This window comes from Pseudoalteromonas sp. NZS127_1 (assembly GCF_015864295.1).
Taxonomy (GTDB): domain Bacteria; phylum Pseudomonadota; class Gammaproteobacteria; order Enterobacterales; family Alteromonadaceae; genus Pseudoalteromonas; species Pseudoalteromonas arctica.
In genome coordinates, this window is record NZ_JADYXO010000018.1 from 65,223 (window position 1) to 84,164 (window position 18,942).

Consider the following 18,942-nt stretch of genomic DNA (forward strand, 5'->3'; position numbering starts at 1 on the left):
TATACTCCAAAACACGAGCTCTGCGCCATTAGTCCCTTAATTTTGTGTGGGTATATTACTCATATACTTATCTTCAATACTTTTTATATATCCTTGAGCATGAAGGTTTTTAATTGCTAGGTTTATTTGGGGCAATAATTCTTTATGTTTGCTTAATAAACGAATTCTTAAAAAACCATGGGAATGCTGTGCGCCAAAGGCAATGTTTATCTCTAATTGCTTTGCCCAATAGAGCGCAGTTAACTTACCTACTAGTGCAGCTTCTACACGGTTTCTTGAGAGAGCGGTCATAAGTTCTTTCTCGGATGGAAAGTCAACGCGCTCAAAGGTGTTGTCATTAAAGTAATAGTAACCTAGTACTGTTCCTATATATTTGCCCTTTAAGCTATCGGCGCTTTGCCAGTTCTGGGCATTTTGAGGCAAGGTAACAATCATTTCTGTGGCATAAATAAGGGGCTCTGAAAAAACATAGCGAGAGTCATTTCTCTCATCCTTTGGGAGCCATTCTAATGAAATAACATCAAAATCGATTATTTCATCTTGTAAATATTTGGTAATACGCTTTGTGGGTAGGTCGATATGAGAAGCTGCAATATTTGCATCATCGAGTGCTTTTTCAATAATTTCGGGTAATACACCAGGCTTTTCTGGATCATTTGTATAATATGGATAATGACTACCTGACGCGCTAACATTGTATTTGAGGGGAGTAGGGTTAATGCTGGCATAGCTAAAAAATACAAATAGCAGAAGGCTCAGTACTAATAACCGAATAAAGTTAGCCAAATCTCTACCTTTTATATTAATATTTTTATATTAGTGTTGTGTAATTTTAACATTTTTGCAATGACGACTATGTTTATCTTATGCGAGTTGCATTAAAGTACACATATTATTGGCTGTTTTGCCATCTCTTATTTATAGGTTTAGAGCCAAGTGAAATTAAATAACATACCTGATGAGGTACAAAAAATAACTCAGTTTGTCGCGCGGCAACCTATTTTTGATATAGACCAGAATGTTTTCTCGTACGAACTGCTTTATCGAGACTCAGCCAACAATGCGTTTCCTGTGGGCACTTCTGATGTGCATGCGACAAGCCGCCTGTTTTTTAATGCATTAATGTTGGTAGGTTTAGATAGACTTACCGCGCATCATTTAGCTTTTATAAACTTGTCATCAGAAACTATTCTCGATAACTTTCCCAAACTTTTATTGCCAGAAAATAGTGTTATTGAAATAGTAGAGCGCACGGGCAATATTCCTGCGGTTGCTGAGCGTGTGCAAGAACTTAAAAAAGAAGGGTATGTTTTTGCACTTGATGATTACGATGGCGATCCAAAATGGGAGCCACTATTAGCACATGTTGATTACATAAAAATTGAGATAGATGATCCGGTTATTAAAACCAATATGCGCATTAAAAAAATAAAACGCGCAAATCCACATGCAAAAATAATTGTTGAACGAATAGAGACGCATGAACAATTTAATATATTAAAATTGGCAGGCTGTGATTTATTTCAGGGGTTCTTTTTCTCTCGCCCAGAAATGATTACGTATAAAGGTGTAGAGCCTTCAAAGTTAACTGTTTTTGATCTATTGCGTTTTACAGCAAAACAAAAACTTTGCTTTAAAGAAGTTCATCAACGAGTGGCCAGAGATGTAGCCATAACAGCCAGGGTTTTAAAGCTGGCTAACGCGCGTTCAGGAAAAGCAAATTTAGTTATTACTTCTATTTCACAAGCGGTTATTTATTTAGGTGAAGATACAATAAGGCAATTTGTTCGTGTATTAGCAATTAGTGAGTTGGGGGTCGAAAAACCAAGCGAATTAACTAAGCTTGCTTTAACGCGGGCACAATTTATGTCGCTTATTTTAGAGCAAAATAATAAAGAGCTGACCGAGCAAGGGTATCTAGTGGGTTTGTTCTCGGTGCTTGATGCTATTTTAGATGCTGATTTAAAAGACATAGTTAAAGAGTTTACCTTAGATGCAGCTATATCTGATGCGTTACTATTAGAGAGCGGCATTTTAGGAAACTGTTTATCGCTTATAAAAGAATTTGAATTAGATAATGTAGATGAAGCTATGGTCCATTTGGCCAACATAAACTCAGAGCTACACATTGGCGATATATTTAATTTTTTACTGGATGCTGTTTTATACAGTGACGACATTATTGAGGCAATAGCAGAATAAATATGCGTAATTGGTTGTCGGTTATAAGTGTAGTGGTTGCTCTTTGTTTATTGTTTCCTGGTATTACAAAACCAGTATTAACAATAGAGGGCAACATAGATAAATCAAAACTAGCGCAAGCGGGTATTGAAATGCTGGCTGAAGAGGGCGATGGTCGAACTCGCAGTATGCTAATGATGTTCTCGAACATGCTAGGGCTTGATAAGTTAGAAGGTGAGATTAGCGCCTATAACAAAACACAAAGTATTTTAGGCACAGTTAAAGAGCTTGCTAGCAATAATAATTTATTTGTAGCCGCTTTAGTGGGGTTGTTTTCTATTGTTATTCCAAGCTTGAAGCTGCTATTACAATTGCTTTATTGTTGCCTACCTTCGAATGGGTTTAAGCAAAAGCTCGGTCTGGTTATTTGTGCATTAAGTAAGTGGAGCATGGTTGATGTATTTGTTATTGCATTAATAGTGACTTACTTAGCAGGTAACGCCCATGGTAAAAGTGGTGAGCTACTTGTTATGAATGCACAATTTGGTGAAGGGTTTTGGTATTTTAGCGCATATTGTATATTTGCAATTATCGCGAGTAACTTAATTAAAACACCTGATAAACCGCAGTCTACATAATTAAAGTATTTGTGGTTGCCGTTAGGTTACCTTACAATCATTTTAAAGTTTATTAAAAGGCATAATGTTGCAACGTTTTTACTCTAGTTTACTCATGATAACTTTACTGCTCACTTTTGTGGGTCAGGCAGTTGCGTCTGTAGCTATGGTATGCGAAATGCCACATATGCCAACTAAAACAGCAATGCATGCCCAAATGCCAATGACACAAAGTAGTGATGCAACAGCTGTCGCTAGCATGTCTGAAAATATGATGCAGATGGATTGTTGCGACGACGAAAGTACGCCACAAAATGACTGTAAATGCCCTATGAGTGGCTGCGCTGCTAACTCAATGCTTAATGTTGATACTTTATTTAGCGTTACTTTACTTGAATCTGAAAAAGTAAATGTACGTGTATTTACTACACAAATTAGTATACCTCGTTCACTCTATCGCCCTCCTATGTCTGCTTAATAGCAGGATAGGTGTAATATCAATTTTATTGAAAACATGCTCATTCTAGCGAGTTAAATTACTCTCTAACTGCGTTAAAAATTACTTATATAAAGCAACTATACTGCGTAATTTTTTCCTTGTTATAGAGCTATTTCCCTACCGCAATAATAGATCATTAATTCAATGCAATTGATATAAAAGGTTTTTGTAAAACTCCTAAACACCTTTTTTGCTTCCTAATTTAAGATTTTCTTTTATTTTTAGATGGAGCAGATGATGAACCACGCTGTAAGTATTAAAGTCGTATTATGTAGTGTTGTGTTATTTAGCACCGCTGTGAATGCGCAAAACAATCAAAATAACCTAAATACCGAAATACTAAAGCAAACTAGTAATGAGCAAACGCTTAGCTTAACGCAAGCGCTTAATTATGCGCTAACGCATGAGCCATGGCTAAAAGCGAGTGGCTACCAAGAAGATGCAGCAATAGCGCAAAGCATTGCTGCAGGCACCTTACCCGATCCTGTTTTAACGGTTGGCTTACTCAACTTACCTACTAACGGTTATGCGTTTGATCAAGAAGGGATGACGCAGCTTAAAGTTGATTTGAGCCAAAAGTTTAGCCGAGGGAATAGTTTAGCGCTTAGACAAAAAGCATTAGCACAGTCTGCTCAACAATACCCTTGGCAGCGCGCCGATCGCTTAGCACAAGTAAAAGCAATTGTGATTGAGTCGTGGTTAAACGCGTATCGTGCTCAGCGAAGTATTGCTTTAATTGAGCAAGATAAAGGGCTATTTACTCAACTTATTGACATTACCGAAGCAAGCTACGCAAGCACCTTAGGTAAAACACGTCAGCAAGATATTATTCGTGCGCAATTAGAGCTCACCCGTCTTGAAGATAAGCTGGTTATGCTTGAGCAGCAATTTGAAAGTGCTAAAAACCGTTTAGCACAGTGGTTACCTATGAATATGCTTATGCAGCCTTTAAATACTGAGTTTACTAAAACCACAGGGCTGGTTGATTTTGCGAGCCTTGAATTTGATGAGCTAATACAGTTGCTTATGGTGCATCCCGCAATTATTGCGATAGATAAAACCGTAACGGCAAAGCAAACCGAAGTTGCGCTCGCTAAGCAAAGCTACAAACCTCAAATGGGCGTTAATGTGGGTTATGGTTACCGAGATGATACCCCGATGGGTGAGTCGCGAGCTGATTTACTCTCTGTGGGGTTTAGTATTGATTTGCCATTGTTTACTGATAACAGACAAGATCAACAGGTTAAATCGGCTATTGCTAGTGCAGAAGCTACTAAAACACAAAAGCTGGTGGCGCTTCAAAAACTCAAAGGCATGTACTTTAAGGAGTTTAGCCAACTCGCTCGTTTGCAAAAACGCGATGCGCTTTATCAAAATACGTTATTACCGCAAATGTCAGAGCAATCTCAGGCAACACTAAATGCTTATACACGCGACGACGGAGATTTTTCTGACGTGATGCGCGCGCGCATTAGTGAACTTAACGCCAAAATTGATGCACTGAATATTCAAGTAGATCAACATATTATTACCGCCCGCCTTAATTATTATGCAAGTAGCTTAGACCCCCAAGTAATGAGCGAGCAAACTGGAGAATTACACAATGAATACTAATTTAAAGTTACTTGTTGCCGCCTTAGTTGGCGCAGGCGCCTTTGGGTTAATAGGCGGCTTAGTAATGCAGTTTTTACCTAGCAACTCGGCAATGAATGAACAACAAAGCGCTGACAAACAGCCCTTATATTGGGTAGCCCCTATGGATAGTAATTACAGGCGTGACGCGCCAGGGCTTTCGCCAATGGGAATGGATTTAGTACCTGTGTATGAAAACGCTAGCAACGCTCAGGATGGACCAGGTGCTGTAACTATTTCGCCTGCAGTAGTTAATAACTTTGGTGTAAGAACTGCCAAAGTGCAGCTTAAAACACTTCACAGCGATATAAATACTGTGGGTTATGTGCAATATAACCAAGACCAACTTATTCACATTCATCCGCGTGTAGAAGGCTGGATTGAAAGTTTATATGTTAAAGCACAAGGCGCAGAAGTTAAAGCCGGTGAGCCTTTATATACATTGTATTCACCACAATTGGTGAACGCACAGGAAGAGCTTTTATTGGCAGTTAATCGTAATAATACCGTGTTAATTCGCGCTGCAAAGGCGCGTTTAGAGTCGTTAAATGTGTCTGATGGATTTATCGAGCGCTTACAAAAAAATAAAAAGATAATGCAAAATATTACTTTTTACGCAAAGCAAAATGGTGTGGTAGATGAGCTAACAGTACGAGAAGGCTTTTACGTTAAACCAGGCACATCAATGATGAGTATTGCCCAGCTTGATGAAATTTGGGTAGAGGCAGAAGTGTTCGAGCGCCAATCAGAACAAGTGAGCGTTGGTTTGCCCGTTACAATGACGCTTGATTACTTAAAAGGTCAAAAGTGGGAAGGTAAGGTTGATTATATTTACCCCGCGCTTGATGCTAAAAACCGGACTCTGCGTGTAAGGCTTAGGTTTGAAAATGTAGATCATCGGTTAAAACCAAATATGTTTGCACAAGTGAGCATTCACGCTAAAGCGAGTAAGGCGCAATTTACAGTCCCTAAAGAAGCGGTAATCCGCACGCAGCATCAAAACCGTGTGGTTATTGCATTAGGTGAGGGGCGTTTTAAATCGGTAGAAGTTGAAGTTGGGCAAATTAATAGTAATGAAGCGGTCATTTTGTCAGGTGTAATGACAGGTGACACGGTAGTTACTTCAGCGCAATTTTTAATAGACTCTGAATCGAGTAAAAGCTCCGACTTTAAACGAATGGAAATGCCTAGTTCTAGTATTAGCTCAGGTATGAGTTCTGTTTCAGGCTCGAATATGAACATGGATATGCAGCCACAAAACGCCACGATTAACGGCACTATTAATGCCATAGATATACAAAATCGCATTATTAATATTAGCCGAGAAGCCATTGAAAAATGGAATCGAGAACCCGCCACAATGGACTTTGTATTAGCGCCAGATATTGATATTAGTCAGTTTGAAAATGCCCAGTATATTAATTTTACTTTTAGCATTATTAACGATGAATTTGTAATTACTAAAGCGCAAAACGCAGAGCCGATTGATCATTCTACTATGCAACATAGTTCTCACTAGGAGCCATTATGATAACTGCCATTATTCGCTGGTCTGTTAGCAATCGCTTTTTTGTGTTGTTGCTTACATTAATTTTACTGGGTGGAGGATTGTTTGCGGTAAAAAATACTCCCGTGGATGCCTTGCCTGACTTATCTGATGTTCAGGTCATTATAAAAACCACTTATCCGGGGCAAGCGCCGCAAGTAGTGCAAGACCAAGTTACATTTCCGCTCACCACAGCAATGCTTTCTGTGCCGGGTGCACAAACTGTAAGGGGTTTTTCGTTTTTTGGTGACTCGTACGTTTACGTTATTTTTGACGAAAAAACCGATTTGTATTGGGCGCGTAGCCGAGTACAAGAATACCTAAGCCAAGTAGCAAGTAGATTACCCGATAGCGCTACGCCAGAGCTTGGCCCTGATGCAACCGGCGTAGGTTGGATTTATTTATACGCACTAGTTGATAAAACAAATAAACACGATATTAGTCAGCTACGAAGCTTACAAGATTGGTTTTTAAAGTTTGAGCTACAAACTGTGCCCGGTGTATCTGAAGTGGCTGCTGTTGGTGGCATGGTTAAGCAATATCAAGTCAATGTAGAGCCTGATAAATTACGCGCATATGGTATTCCGCTTAGTCTCATTCAAACGGCTATTCAACAAGGCAACCAAGAGATGGGCGCCTCAGTAGTTGAAATGGCTGAAGCAGAATACATGGTAACAAGCACCGGCTACATTAAGAGTGTTACCGACTTGGAAGCCATTCCGCTTGGCGTAAACGCTAATGGTACTGCGCTGCAATTGCGTGATGTAGCTGATATTCGAGTCGGACCGCAAATGCGCCGTGGTGTAGCAGAGCTAAATGGCGAAGGTGAGGTAACCGGCGGCATTGTTATTATGCGCTATGGCGAAAATGCACAAAAAACCATTGAGCTCGTAAAAGCAAAATTAGAATCGCTTAAAAAGGGATTGCCAGAGGGTGTTGAAATAGTCCCTGTGTACGATCGCTCCAACTTAATAAATAACGCGGTAGATAATTTAACAAGTAAGCTAATTGAAGAGCTTATTGTAGTTGCCTTAGTGTGTGTGGTGTTTTTGTTTCATGTGCGCTCATCGCTGGTGGCGATTATTACGTTACCGCTTGGGATTTTAACGGCATTTATAATTATGTATTGGCAGGGGATTAACGCCAATATTATGTCTTTAGGAGGAATTGCAATAGCCATAGGGGCAATGACTGACGGTGCTATCGTCATGATTGAAAATATGCATAAACATATGGAAAAAACGCCCCTTACCAACGAAAACCGCTGGGAAGTTGTGGCTAAATCGGCGAGTGAAGTGGGTCCTGCATTATTTTTTAGTTTATTAATTATTACCGTCAGCTTTATGCCGGTATTTATTTTAGAAGCGCAAGAAGGACGTATGTTTGCGCCACTCGCTTACACTAAAACCTATGCTATGGCAGCGTCTGCTGGGCTTGCGATTACCTTAGTGCCGGTATTAATGGGTTACTTTATTAGAGGTAAAGTCATTTCGGAGCAAAAAAATCCAGTTAACCGATTACTCGTCGCAGCGTATCGTCCACTACTTAACTGGGTGCTTAAATTTCCAAAAATGACATTGGTACTCGCGGTGGTTGTTTCTGTTATTGGCTTTTACCCGGTAAATAAAATAGGCAGTGAATTTATTCCGCCACTCGATGAGGGCGATTTAATGTATATGCCCACAACGTATCCTGGTTTATCGGTAGGTAAAGCGCGCGAAATACTACAGCAAACCGACAAGTTAATTGCCACAGTACCCGAGGTTAAAACAGTATTTGGTAAAGTTGGGCGAGCAGAAACTGCAACAGATCCTGCGCCGCTTACAATGATAGAGACGTTTATTCAGTTAAAACCAAAAGACGAATGGCGCGAGGGTATGACTCTTGAAAAACTTAAAAAAGAACTCGACGGTTTGGTTAAGTTTCCAGGGCTAACTAATGCGTGGGTAATGCCAATTAAAACACGCATTGATATGCTCGCAACCGGTATTAAAACTCCCGTGGGCATTAAAGTTGCGGGACCAAAGTTGAGTGAAATTCAAAAAATTGGTCAGCAAATAGAAGTGCTATTAAAAGATGTGCAAGGCACCGCATCGGTTTACTCAGAGCGAGTAGCCGGTGGACGTTATATAAAAGTAGATATAAATCGTGAAAAAGCCGCGCGTTATAGCTTAAACATTAGCGACGTACAGCAAGTTGTATCTACTGCAATAGGTGGTACAAACGTAACACAAACGGTAGAAGGGCAAGAGCGTTATCCTGTTAATTTACGTTATCCGCAAGCATACAGAGACTCGCCAGAAGAGTTAATGCTGTTACCTATTGTAACTCCTACAGGGCAGCGTATAGCACTTGGTGATGTAGCCGATGTATTTATTGAAGATGGACCGCCTGGTATAAAAAGCGAAAATGCACGTTTAAACGGTTGGAGTTTTATTGATATAGATGGCGTTGATATTGGTACTTACGTTGAGCACGCTCAGCAAGTGCTCGATAAAGACCTAATACTACCTGCTGGCTACTCAATTACGTGGGCTGGGCAGTATGAATACATGCAGCGCGCTAAAGAAAAACTGACTTATGTATTACCACTTACATTAGCGATTATTATTGTATTGCTTTACCTTAATTTTAGAAGCTTTGCTGAGGTCACTATTATTATGGCTACGTTGCCACTGGCAATGATTGGTGGCGTATGGCTAATGTATTTAGAGGGCTTTAACTTTTCAGTTGCAGTAGGTGTAGGCTTTATTGCCTTAGCCGGTGTTGCGGTAGAAATAGGGGTCATTATGTTGGTGTATTTAAACCAAGCCTATCAAGAAAAGTGCCTCGAAGCAGAGCAAGCCGGAAAACCGCTTAGCTTAGTGCAATTACAGCAAGCTATCATTGAAGGAGCAGGGCTTCGAGTACGCCCGGTTATGATGACTGTCGCGACAATTATTATCGGTTTATTACCTGTACTTTATGGCACGGGCACCGGAAGCGAAGTAATGAGCCGAATAGCAGCGCCTATGGTTGGCGGTATGGGCAGTGCAATTGTACTCACCTTACTTGTTATTCCTGCGGTTTACCTACTATGGCGCAAACAAGGACTTAAATAATATAAAACAACAAGACTATAGAGCAATGCTGTTACTACCCATGCATTGCTCTATAAAAATTACCTATAATTTGTAAGTTGTTCTATTAAATAGCTAGTTATTACTAATATTTAAATTAACTAACTGTTTTTAAATAGCTTTTTAATTGGCACGCTTTACGCAGTGTATTACCTATACAGTCAACTAAGTAAGGAATGCACATGCAAGTTAAAACAATTAAAGAGGTATACGATTGGACCGTTTTGTTTCATACGCAAATGGCGGCTAATTTTTATAGCGTAAAGGATTTACTCGATGAACATAATGCAATGCTGGTGGACTACTACCTAAATTACGAAAAAAAACTCGCCGAAGATTTAGTCGGGTTTAAAGCGATAACCGAAATAAATACGCTCGATACGTACAGTTATGAATACTTTGCTAAAAATCCTGAGCTAATTACTTTTGAAGACATTAGTAAAGATCAGCAATTCGATGAAGAAGTCATTCAAGGGTATTTAGCACAGCAACATCAAAAAGTGATTGAGTTATATGAATACTTACTTGAACGCGCCGAAACCGAAAGTGGGCAAGAAAAGCTTCAACAAATACTAGAGCTTGAAAAGCAAGGTATAAAGCAAATGATGCAAAGTACTAATCGTCATATGGATATGTAGCTTTATAAAAGAGCGGGATTACTGAGTTTATCTCGCTCTTATTAGCTTTAAGGTGATTATTTAAAATAGCTGATGCTTGCATCGGCTTATTTTATGTCTGCGTTAAATAATCTGCAGAGCATTTTGATGGACTAAAATGGTATGCGTGTCAGTTGTATGGCACGCATAAATGGAGGTTAAACTTCTTCCGTATCTACAATCAAATCACTTGTAATTGATTCCAATGCTTCAATAACTTCGTCTTTATCCATACCATTTGGCAGAGTAACGGTAGCAACAGCGCTAAAAATAGGCACTCCCCAATTAGGTGCGCTTTGTTGTCTTGAATTTAAGTGAGTAATATTAGCGCCTTTATGACGTATTATACTTGCCAGTTCTTGAACAATACCAGGACGGTCGTTACCTGTTATAACTAGATTAATTTGCTCTAGTGTTGATGGTTCAATCTCTGTGTTTCCGGTTTCAATACGAACGTCTAATTTAGGTAACTTATTTAAAGCACTTTGTAATGATTGAAAATGCTCCTCAGCAACTTCAAGTTGAATAATACCTGCAAAATGACCTAATAAATGGCTTAAGTTACTACTAAGCCAGTTGCCATGATTTTGTAATACGACTGATGAGATGCTCTCTACTAAACCAGGGCGATCTTTCCCTAAAATAGTTATAACCAACTGCTTCATAAATAATTCTCTTTTTAAGCCCAAAGAAAGTAAATGCATAGGCATTAAGTATGTTGTCTAATTTAAATTGTGTGTTGTTGCACTTTTTATAAATCTTTGATTATAAATTAAAAAAATGAATATAGTTGTGTTGACTATACGCAGTATTAATAGTCATTATTATTTACTAAGTACTCTTTTAGTATTGACCTCGATAAATACTTTGTCCAATTATTTTATAATTTAGTTCACTTATAAATCACCTATTTGAAGCTAATTTAGACTTTTCCCTCGTTAGTTTTATTTAAAGCTGTTTTAGAGTGCTTATTATTACTGCTGTAACATTACTGTCATCTTGATGAAATATAATTTATGCAACGTTAAGATTTAAGGGTGTTTTGATGACTTCAAATCCGAATAAGCCGACTTTTAATACGGATCGAAGCCGTCTATTTAAAGATCGGTTTGCCAAGTTTGGCATAACCGCAGGTGGGATAATGGTATTGGTAGCACTGCTATTAATATTCTTTTACCTTCTTTATGTAGTACAGCCAATTTTTGAATCAGCAAAAGTAGAAAAACGCGATAGCTTTCATGTTGCTAATTCACAGCAAATAGCAGGCTTAGGTGTAGAAGAGCAAACTGAAGTTGCTTATTTACTCAGTCAGCAAGGTCAGGTTGATTTTTACAGTGTGCAAGATGGCAGCTTTGGTAAAAAGCTTAAAACATTAAACGCCGAGCTACCAAGTGATGCAACAAGCTTTGCAACAAGCGCGCCTTTTCAAGGGCATTATGCGTTTGGTTTAGAAGATGGCACCGTAATGGTTGTTGCACCTAAATTTTTAGTTACCTTTCCAAATAACGAGCGTAAATTAACACCTCGCTTAGGTTTTCCTCTAGGGGAAATGGCTTTAGAAGTAGATGAACAAGGTGCAGCTATTAAACGCTTTGCATTTAGTCACTATGAAGACAAAACAGCGGTTGTAGCTCTTACAGAAGATAAGCGTGTATTATTTAGCAGCTTTATTGCTGAAGAGAATATGTTTACCGGTGAAGTAGAGTGGGTTGTTGAGCGTACAGAACTTGATGTTAATGGACGTGTAGACGAATTATTAATGTCGCCAGATACAACACGTACTTTTGTACGTTCTGCTAATCAAGTGTATGTATACGATACGCGTGACCCAAGTGATGTAGAGCAAATTCAGTTGCTTTCGGCTAACGAAGAAAATGCAAATATTGTATCTGCACAACTGCTAGCGGGCGCAAACTCACTCATGCTTGCTAATGATAACGGTGAGGTTTCGCAGTGGTTTGAAGTAAACACTGACACAGGCCGTGAATATCAAAAAATTCGCTCATTTGAAACAACTAAGCAAAGTAAATTAAATGTATTTACTGAGTTTTACCGTCGTACTTTTTTTACTACCGGCAATAATGGTGAGCTAGGCGTGTACTACACAACCAGCGAAGCAAAACTTTGGCAGGGGAAAGTAAGTGAAGGCGCAATAGAAAACTTTGCAATTGCACCACGTTCAAATGCTGCGTTAATTTTAGCGGATAATAAGCTAACAGTATTAGACATTCATAACGAGCACCCAGAAGTTACGTGGTCAGCACTTTGGCAAGAAGTGTGGTACGAAGGTTACCCAGAGCCAGGTTATATTTGGCAGTCAACATCAGCCAGTGACGACTTTGAATCTAAGTTTTCACTTGTGCCAATTTCGTTCGGTACATTAAAAGCAGCACTTTATGCGATGTTGTTTGCTGTACCAATCGCGCTTTCGGCGGCTATTTACACGGCATACTTTATGTCGAGCAAATTACGTAAAGTGGTTAAGCCTACCGTTGAAATAATGGAAGCATTACCAACCGTTATTTTAGGTTTTTTAGCGGGTCTTTGGTTAGCCCCATTAATAGAAGAGCACTTACCTGCCATTGTTGGGTTACTCATATTATTACCTTTAGGTATGTTAGCGACAGGTTTAGCCTGGACTAAATTACCAACAAAAATACGCCATAGAATTCCTGATGGTTCGCATTCAATCATCCTTATTCCGGTCGTTTTACTTATTGGTTGGTTTTCGTTTGCTATGAGCGAATTTGTTGAACTTTGGATGTTTGACGGCAATGTACGTCAGTACTTAACAAATGAGCTAGGTATGACATTCGATCAACGTAACTCGCTTGTTGTAGGTATTGCGATGGGTTTTGCGGTTATTCCTACTATATTCTCAATTGCAGAAGACGCGGTATTTAGTGTTCCAAAGCATTTATCAAATGGCTCATTAGCATTAGGTGCGACGCAGTGGCAAACACTAATACGTGTTGTATTACTAACAGCAAGTCCAGGTATTTTCTCTGCGGTAATGATGGGACTTGGCCGAGCAGTTGGTGAAACCATGATTGTACTTATGGCAACCGGTAATACACCGATTATGGATTGGAGCATTTTCCAAGGTATGCGTACGCTTGCAGCAAATATTGCAGTTGAAATGCCAGAGTCAGAAGTAGGTAGTTCGCACTATAGAATATTATTCTTAGCAGCCTTTGTATTATTCATATTCACATTCATTTTTAACACAGTCGCTGAGTTTGTTCGCCAGCAACTGCGTGAAAAATACAGCTCAATGTAAGCGGAGAGACATGACATGGTAAAGCAGTGGTTTAAGTCTGGTTCTCCTTGGATTTGGATGACCGGTGGTGCAGTGAGCATCAGTTTGATTTCAGTTTTAGGCTTATTGGCAATGATAGCCTGGAAAGGGTTAAGCTTTTTCTGGCCTTCAGAAGTTGTACAGTTTGAACTTGAAGGGTCGATTGCAAAGCAAACCGTTATTGGCGAAGTTTACGATCGTGAATTAGTACCAAAAACGCGTTTAGCCGCGACAGGTATTGATGTTAGCGGGTTTGAAAAAGAAGAAATAGAGCGCTTACTTATTAAAACAGGTAACCGCGAATATGTAGATTTAGATTTTCGTTGGATATTAGAAACCGACATAACAAATAAAACAGCACCAGCGGCGCTTGCAGTATTTGAGCGTAGTAAAAACGGTAACTTTTATGGTTATGTGCAAAACGTTATTAAAGACGGTCAACCGGTTAATGGCGATAAAATAGAAGCGCTACATGAGCTTGTAGAGCGTGCGGTTGATTTAAATGACGAAGCACTTGATTTGCAAAATGGTGACATTGGGCATATTAACTACGCACTTGAACGCTTACGTTTAAAAGAAAAAGGCTACTTACTTGATAACGCTCTCACTGATGAGCGTGTTGCTGAGCTTGCTCAAGCACGTGCTGAATTACGTGCAGAGTATGGTGTACTTGAAAAAGATTTATTTGCACTACGCAAACAAGCTAAACGTGACCACGTAACTGTAAAAGATATGCGCGGTGAAGTTGTTACAATTCCTATGTATCAAGTACTTGATGTTTGGTTTCCAAACGATATGGGCTTTTTTGCAAAGCTAGGCCACTACTTTGTGCAACTAGGTAAGTTTGTATCCGATGATCCACGTGAAGCAAATACAGAAGGCGGTGTTTTCCCTGCTATATTTGGTACTGTATTTATGGTTATGCTGATGGCTGTAATTGTGACGCCGTTTGGCGTTGTTGCTGCAATTTACTTACACGAGTACGCCGCAAAAAATGCAATCACTAAAATGATTCGTATCGCAGTGATTAACTTGGCCGGTGTTCCTTCAATTGTATACGGTGTATTTGGCCTCGGCTTTTTTGTATACATGTTAGGTGGTAGCTTAGACCAATTATTTTATCCAGAATCGTCGCCAACGCCAGTATTTGGTACGCCAGGTGTAATGTGGTCGGCATTAACGCTCGCTATACTAACGCTGCCAGTTGTTATTGTATCGACTGAAGAAGGTTTATCTCGTATTCCAAGTACCGTACGTGATGGTTCACTAGCGCTTGGCGCAACAAAAGTTGAAACGTTATGGCGCATAATTATTCCAATGGCAAGCCCTGCAATTATGACAGGTTTAATACTGGCAGTTGCGCGTGCTGCAGGTGAAGTTGCACCGTTAATGCTAGTAGGCGTTGTAAAAATGGCTCCTACATTACCACTTGATGGCAACTTCCCATATTTTCACTTAGATAGAAAGTTCATGCACTTAGGCTTTCATATATACGATGTTGGCTTCCAAAGCCCTAATGTTGAAGCGGCACGCCCGCTGGTATACGCAACGGCTTTTTTATTGGTGTCGGTGATTATTACCCTAAACATAACGGCCATTGGTATACGTAACCATTTACGTGAAAAGTACAGATCGCTTGAACACTAATTAGTAAAGATTTTATAGGTAACAAAAATGATTACAGTCGCTCCAAAAGTAAACCAAGCTAATATAGGCCAGAAGTTAGACCTAGAAAATTTAACGGATGACCAAAAAGCGCTAGAGATTAAAGATCTCGATCTTTACTACGGTGATAAGCAAGCGCTTAATAAAGTAAATATGAACATTCCAAAAGGCCAAGTAACTGCGTTTATTGGACCATCGGGCTGTGGTAAATCAACTCTATTACGTTGTATTAACCGCATGAACGATTTGGTTGATATTTGTCGTATTGAAGGTGAAATATTACTTCACGGTCAAAATATTTACGATAAGAGCGTAGATGTAGCAGCACTTCGTCGTAATGTAGGTATGGTGTTTCAGCGTCCTAACCCATTTCCTAAATCAATTTATGAAAATGTGGTTTATGGCCTACGCTTACAAGGCATTAAAGAGAAGCGTAAGTTAGACGAAGTGGTAGAGCAATCACTTCGTGGTGCTGCTTTATGGGATGAAGTAAAAGATAGATTACACGATAGCGCGTTTGGCTTATCGGGTGGTCAGCAACAGCGTTTAGTTATTGCTCGCTCAATTGCAATTGAGCCAGAAGTTCTTTTATTAGATGAACCTACATCAGCACTTGACCCTATTTCTACTTTGGTAATAGAAGAGCTAATAAACGATTTAAAAAACCAATTTACCGTTGTTATTGTTACACATAACATGCAACAAGCAGCACGAGTATCTGATCAAACAGCCTTTATGTATATGGGCGAATTGATTGAGTACTCAGACACAAATACCTTATTTACTACACCAACGAAGAAAAAGACCGAAGATTATATTACCGGTCGTTACGGTTAATTAGCCCGTTGTAGCGTGTTGTGCAAGATTAAGAGAGAAGGTAACTATGGAACATAATATTAATAAACATATTTCTGGGCGTTTTAACCAAGAACTAGAAAATGTACGTAATCATGTATTAAGTATGGGTGGCTTAGTTGAGCAGCAGTTAAATAGTGCGCTTGATGCGGTGAGTCGTAACGATGCAGAGCTTGCTCAAAAGGTACGTCAGAACGATTATAAAGTGAATGCAATGGAAGTAAGCATTGATGAAGAGTGTACGCGTATTATTGCTCGTCGTCAGCCTGCAGCAAGTGACCTGCGTTTAGTGATTGCAATTGCTAAAACAATTGCTGATTTAGAGCGTATTGGCGATGAAGCTGAGCGAATTGCTAAAGTTGCACTAGACTCATTTACCAAAGATCAGCAAGATTTATTAGTAAATATTGAAAATATGGGCCGCCAGGTTTTAAAAATGCTACACGACGTACTAGATGCATTTGCCCGTATGGATGTGCAACGTGCATTTCAAGTACATAAAGAAGATGCAAAGGTTGACCGCGAATATGAAGCCATCACACGTCAAATAATGACTTACATGATGGAAGATCCACGCTCAATACCTAAAATCATGGACTTAGTCTGGTCTGTTCGCTCATTAGAGCGTATTGGTGATCGCTGTCAGAACATTGCTGAATACATTATTTATTTTGTTAATGGCAAAGATATTCGCCATACATCTCAAGAAGATATAGAAAAATCACTATGATTTTTTACCCATCATGCTTTTCTATTAAAGCGGCTTAGTGTCGCTTTGTGTATTGCAAGCTTTAGTGAAGTAATAAAAAGCGTTCACAATCTTGGTTAATACTGTAAAATTCATGCTGCAAAGCATATCAATTTGATTAAAGGGTCAGTTATGCCTACAAACGCGTTTTTAGGAGTATTTGCAAAATCTCCTATCAAACCAATGGAAGAACACATCAAGAAGGTTCATCAAGCAAGTAAAGCTTTGATACCTTTTTTTAATCACGTATTTAAAGAAGAGTGGGTACAAGCAGAAGAGCTTCGCATCACTATTCGCAATTTAGAACGTGAAGCTGATGATATGAAAAGAGATATACGTTTACAATTACCGCGTGGTTTATTCATGCCGGTAGAGCGTACAGATCTTCTCGAACTAGTAACTCAACAAGATAAAATTGCCAATAAAGCAAAAGATATTGCAGGGCGAGTGATTGGTCGTGAAATGACCATTCCAAAAGTTATGCAAGCTGATTTCTTAGCTTACTTAACCCGTTGTGTAGATGCGACTAAACAAGCATCTAAAGCAATTAACGAGTTAGAAGAATTGCTAGAAACGGGTTTTAAAGGTCGAGAAGTCACCTTAGTAGAAAAAATGTTAGTTGAATTGGATGCCATAGAACAAGACACGGACGAAATGCAGATAAAAGTACGCCGCCAGCTACGTGATGTAGAGGGTGAGTTAAATCCAATTGATGTTATGTTTTTGTACAAAATCATTGAATGGGTTGGCGAGCTTGCAGATATTGCAGAGCGCGTAGGATCACGTCTTGAGCTGATGTTAGCTCGTTAATTTAAAATCAGTTCAAACACGAAAGATTAAGGTTTTACAATGGATATCATTGCATCTTACGGCACGGTATTAATTTTAATTGCCGCAGCAGTCGGCTTTTTTATGGCTTATGGTATTGGCGCGAACGACGTAGCGAACGCCATGGGCACATCTGTAGGTTCAAAAGCGCTAACAATCAAACAAGCTATTTTTATAGCGATGATTTTTGAATTTGCAGGCGCTTACTTAGCAGGTGGTGAGGTTACATCAACAATTCGTAAAGGAATTATCGATGCCGCACCATTTGCAGACATTCCTGAACTTATGGTTCTGGGTATGATTTCGTCTTTATTTGCAGCGGGTGCTTGGTTATTAATGGCCTCGTTCTTGGGTTGGCCAGTATCAACGACTCACTCAATCATTGGTGCAATCATTGGTTTTGCGTTAGTTGCTGTTGGTACTGAGGCGATTCAATGGGATAAAGTAGGTGGTATTGTTGGTAGTTGGATTATAACGCCCGCCATATCAGGCTTTATTGCATACTTAATATTTATGAGTGCACAAAAACTTATTTTTAATACAGATGCACCACTAAAAAATGCTAAACGCTATGTACCACTTTATATGGGTTTAGCAGGTTTTATAATGGCCTTGGTCACAATTAAAAAAGGCTTAAAGCATGTTGGTGTTGATTTAGGTGCAGCCGAAGGGTACGCCTTAGCAATAGCTGTAGCAGTTGTCGTTGCTATAATTGGTAAAATTGCTATTTCTCGTTTAAATATCGATCCAAAAGCAGATAAACAAATGCAATTCAACAATGTTGAAAAAGTGTTTGCTGTTCTTATGGTATTAACAGCATGTTGTATGGCCTTTGCACATGGTTCTAACGATGTTGCTAATGCAATCGGTCCACTAGCTGCTGTTGTAAATATTGTTGAAAACAATGGTGAAATTGCTAAAAAAGCGGCTATTGCTTGGTGGATTTTACCTCTAGGTGGTTTCGGTATTGTTGCGGGTCTTGCTATTTTGGGCAAAAAAGTAATTAAAACGATTGGTGAAGGCATTACACATTTAACGCCTAGCCGTGGTTTTGCTGCTGAACTAGCCGCTGCTTCTACCGTTGTTATTGCATCAGGTACTGGTATGCCAATCTCTACTACTCAAACCTTAGTGGGTGCAGTATTAGGTGTAGGTATGGCACGTGGAATTGGTGCACTTAACATGGGTGTTATCAGAAACATTGTAGTTTCTTGGGTAATTACATTGCCAGTTGGCGCTGCCCTTGCTATTGTTATTTTCTACGTACTAAGAACCGCATTTGGGGTTTAACAAAAAAG

At 39.4% G+C, this 18,942-nt stretch carries 15 protein-coding genes; 13 read left to right on the top strand and 2 right to left on the bottom strand.

Features of this window, described 5'->3' with window-relative positions; all coding sequences use genetic code 11:
• Positions 1 to 36: 36 nt before the first annotated feature.
• Positions 37 to 786 carry an ABC transporter substrate-binding protein gene (locus I6F50_RS15380; RefSeq protein ID WP_165741917.1) on the bottom strand — a complete coding sequence of 250 codons (750 nt, stop codon included), beginning with the start codon at positions 784 to 786 and terminating at the stop codon, positions 37 to 39.
• A gap of 150 nt (positions 787 to 936) precedes the next feature.
• On the opposite strand from I6F50_RS15380, the gene I6F50_RS15385 reads away from it, so the two are divergent.
• The 7 genes from I6F50_RS15385 to I6F50_RS15415 all read left to right on the top strand — a co-directional run bounded on the left by I6F50_RS15385 (position 937) and on the right by I6F50_RS15415 (position 10,232).
• On the top strand, positions 937 to 2,202 hold the full coding sequence (locus I6F50_RS15385) for an EAL domain-containing protein (protein WP_197176652.1): 1,266 nt from the start codon (positions 937 to 939) through the stop codon (positions 2,200 to 2,202).
• Positions 2,203 to 2,204: 2 nt separating this feature from the next.
• On the top strand, positions 2,205 to 2,819 hold the full coding sequence (locus I6F50_RS15390) for a paraquat-inducible protein A (RefSeq protein WP_165739591.1): 615 nt from the start codon (positions 2,205 to 2,207) through the stop codon (positions 2,817 to 2,819).
• A 94-nt stretch (positions 2,820 to 2,913) separates the two neighbouring features.
• On the top strand, positions 2,914 to 3,276 hold the full coding sequence (locus I6F50_RS15395; RefSeq protein WP_306344997.1) for a hypothetical protein: 363 nt from the start codon (positions 2,914 to 2,916) through the stop codon (positions 3,274 to 3,276).
• Positions 3,277 to 3,534: 258 nt separating this feature from the next.
• Entirely contained in the window at positions 3,535 to 4,911 is a 1,377-nt protein-coding gene (locus I6F50_RS15400) for a TolC family protein (protein ID WP_165739589.1), read from the top strand.
• On the top strand, positions 4,901 to 6,448 hold the full coding sequence (locus tag I6F50_RS15405) for an efflux RND transporter periplasmic adaptor subunit (RefSeq protein ID WP_165739587.1): 1,548 nt from the start codon (positions 4,901 to 4,903) through the stop codon (positions 6,446 to 6,448). Before I6F50_RS15400 ends, I6F50_RS15405 begins: the two co-directional genes overlap by 11 nt.
• Positions 6,449 to 6,456: 8 nt before the next feature.
• A complete protein-coding gene (locus tag I6F50_RS15410; protein ID WP_165739585.1) occupies positions 6,457 to 9,576 on the top strand; it encodes an efflux RND transporter permease subunit in 3,120 nt (1,039 codons plus the stop codon).
• A 200-nt stretch (positions 9,577 to 9,776) separates the two neighbouring features.
• The gene (locus I6F50_RS15415) at positions 9,777 to 10,232 is read left to right on the top strand and encodes a hypothetical protein (protein WP_007586459.1); all 456 of its coding nucleotides are present in this window, start codon (positions 9,777 to 9,779) and stop codon (positions 10,230 to 10,232) included.
• A 176-nt stretch (positions 10,233 to 10,408) separates the two neighbouring features.
• Here the strand turns inward: I6F50_RS15415 and I6F50_RS15420 are convergent, their stop codons facing one another.
• Positions 10,409 to 10,915 (bottom strand): glycine cleavage system protein R, encoded by a 507-nt coding sequence (locus tag I6F50_RS15420; protein WP_165739583.1) that lies wholly within the window; start codon positions 10,913 to 10,915, stop codon positions 10,409 to 10,411.
• A gap of 380 nt (positions 10,916 to 11,295) precedes the next feature.
• On the opposite strand from I6F50_RS15420, the gene I6F50_RS15425 reads away from it, so the two are divergent.
• The 6 genes from I6F50_RS15425 to I6F50_RS15450 all read left to right on the top strand — a co-directional run bounded on the left by I6F50_RS15425 (position 11,296) and on the right by I6F50_RS15450 (position 18,934).
• Entirely contained in the window at positions 11,296 to 13,530 is a 2,235-nt protein-coding gene (locus tag I6F50_RS15425) for an ABC transporter permease subunit (RefSeq protein ID WP_165727118.1), read from the top strand.
• A gap of 15 nt (positions 13,531 to 13,545) precedes the next feature.
• A complete protein-coding gene (gene pstA, locus I6F50_RS15430; protein ID WP_007586463.1) occupies positions 13,546 to 15,195 on the top strand; it encodes a phosphate ABC transporter permease PstA in 1,650 nt (549 codons plus the stop codon).
• A gap of 27 nt (positions 15,196 to 15,222) precedes the next feature.
• A complete protein-coding gene (pstB, locus tag I6F50_RS15435; protein ID WP_007586464.1) occupies positions 15,223 to 16,050 on the top strand; it encodes a phosphate ABC transporter ATP-binding protein PstB in 828 nt (275 codons plus the stop codon).
• Between the two features lie 46 nt (positions 16,051 to 16,096).
• Positions 16,097 to 16,798, top strand: coding sequence for a phosphate signaling complex protein PhoU (phoU, locus tag I6F50_RS15440; protein ID WP_007586465.1), 702 nt, complete (start codon positions 16,097 to 16,099; stop codon positions 16,796 to 16,798).
• Between the two features lie 150 nt (positions 16,799 to 16,948).
• Positions 16,949 to 17,626, top strand: a complete 678-nt coding sequence (locus I6F50_RS15445; RefSeq protein ID WP_002957838.1) for a TIGR00153 family protein — start codon at positions 16,949 to 16,951, stop codon at positions 17,624 to 17,626.
• A 39-nt stretch (positions 17,627 to 17,665) separates the two neighbouring features.
• A complete protein-coding gene (locus I6F50_RS15450) occupies positions 17,666 to 18,934 on the top strand; it encodes an inorganic phosphate transporter (protein ID WP_007586466.1) in 1,269 nt (422 codons plus the stop codon).
• The last annotated feature ends 8 nt before the right edge of the window (positions 18,935 to 18,942 follow it).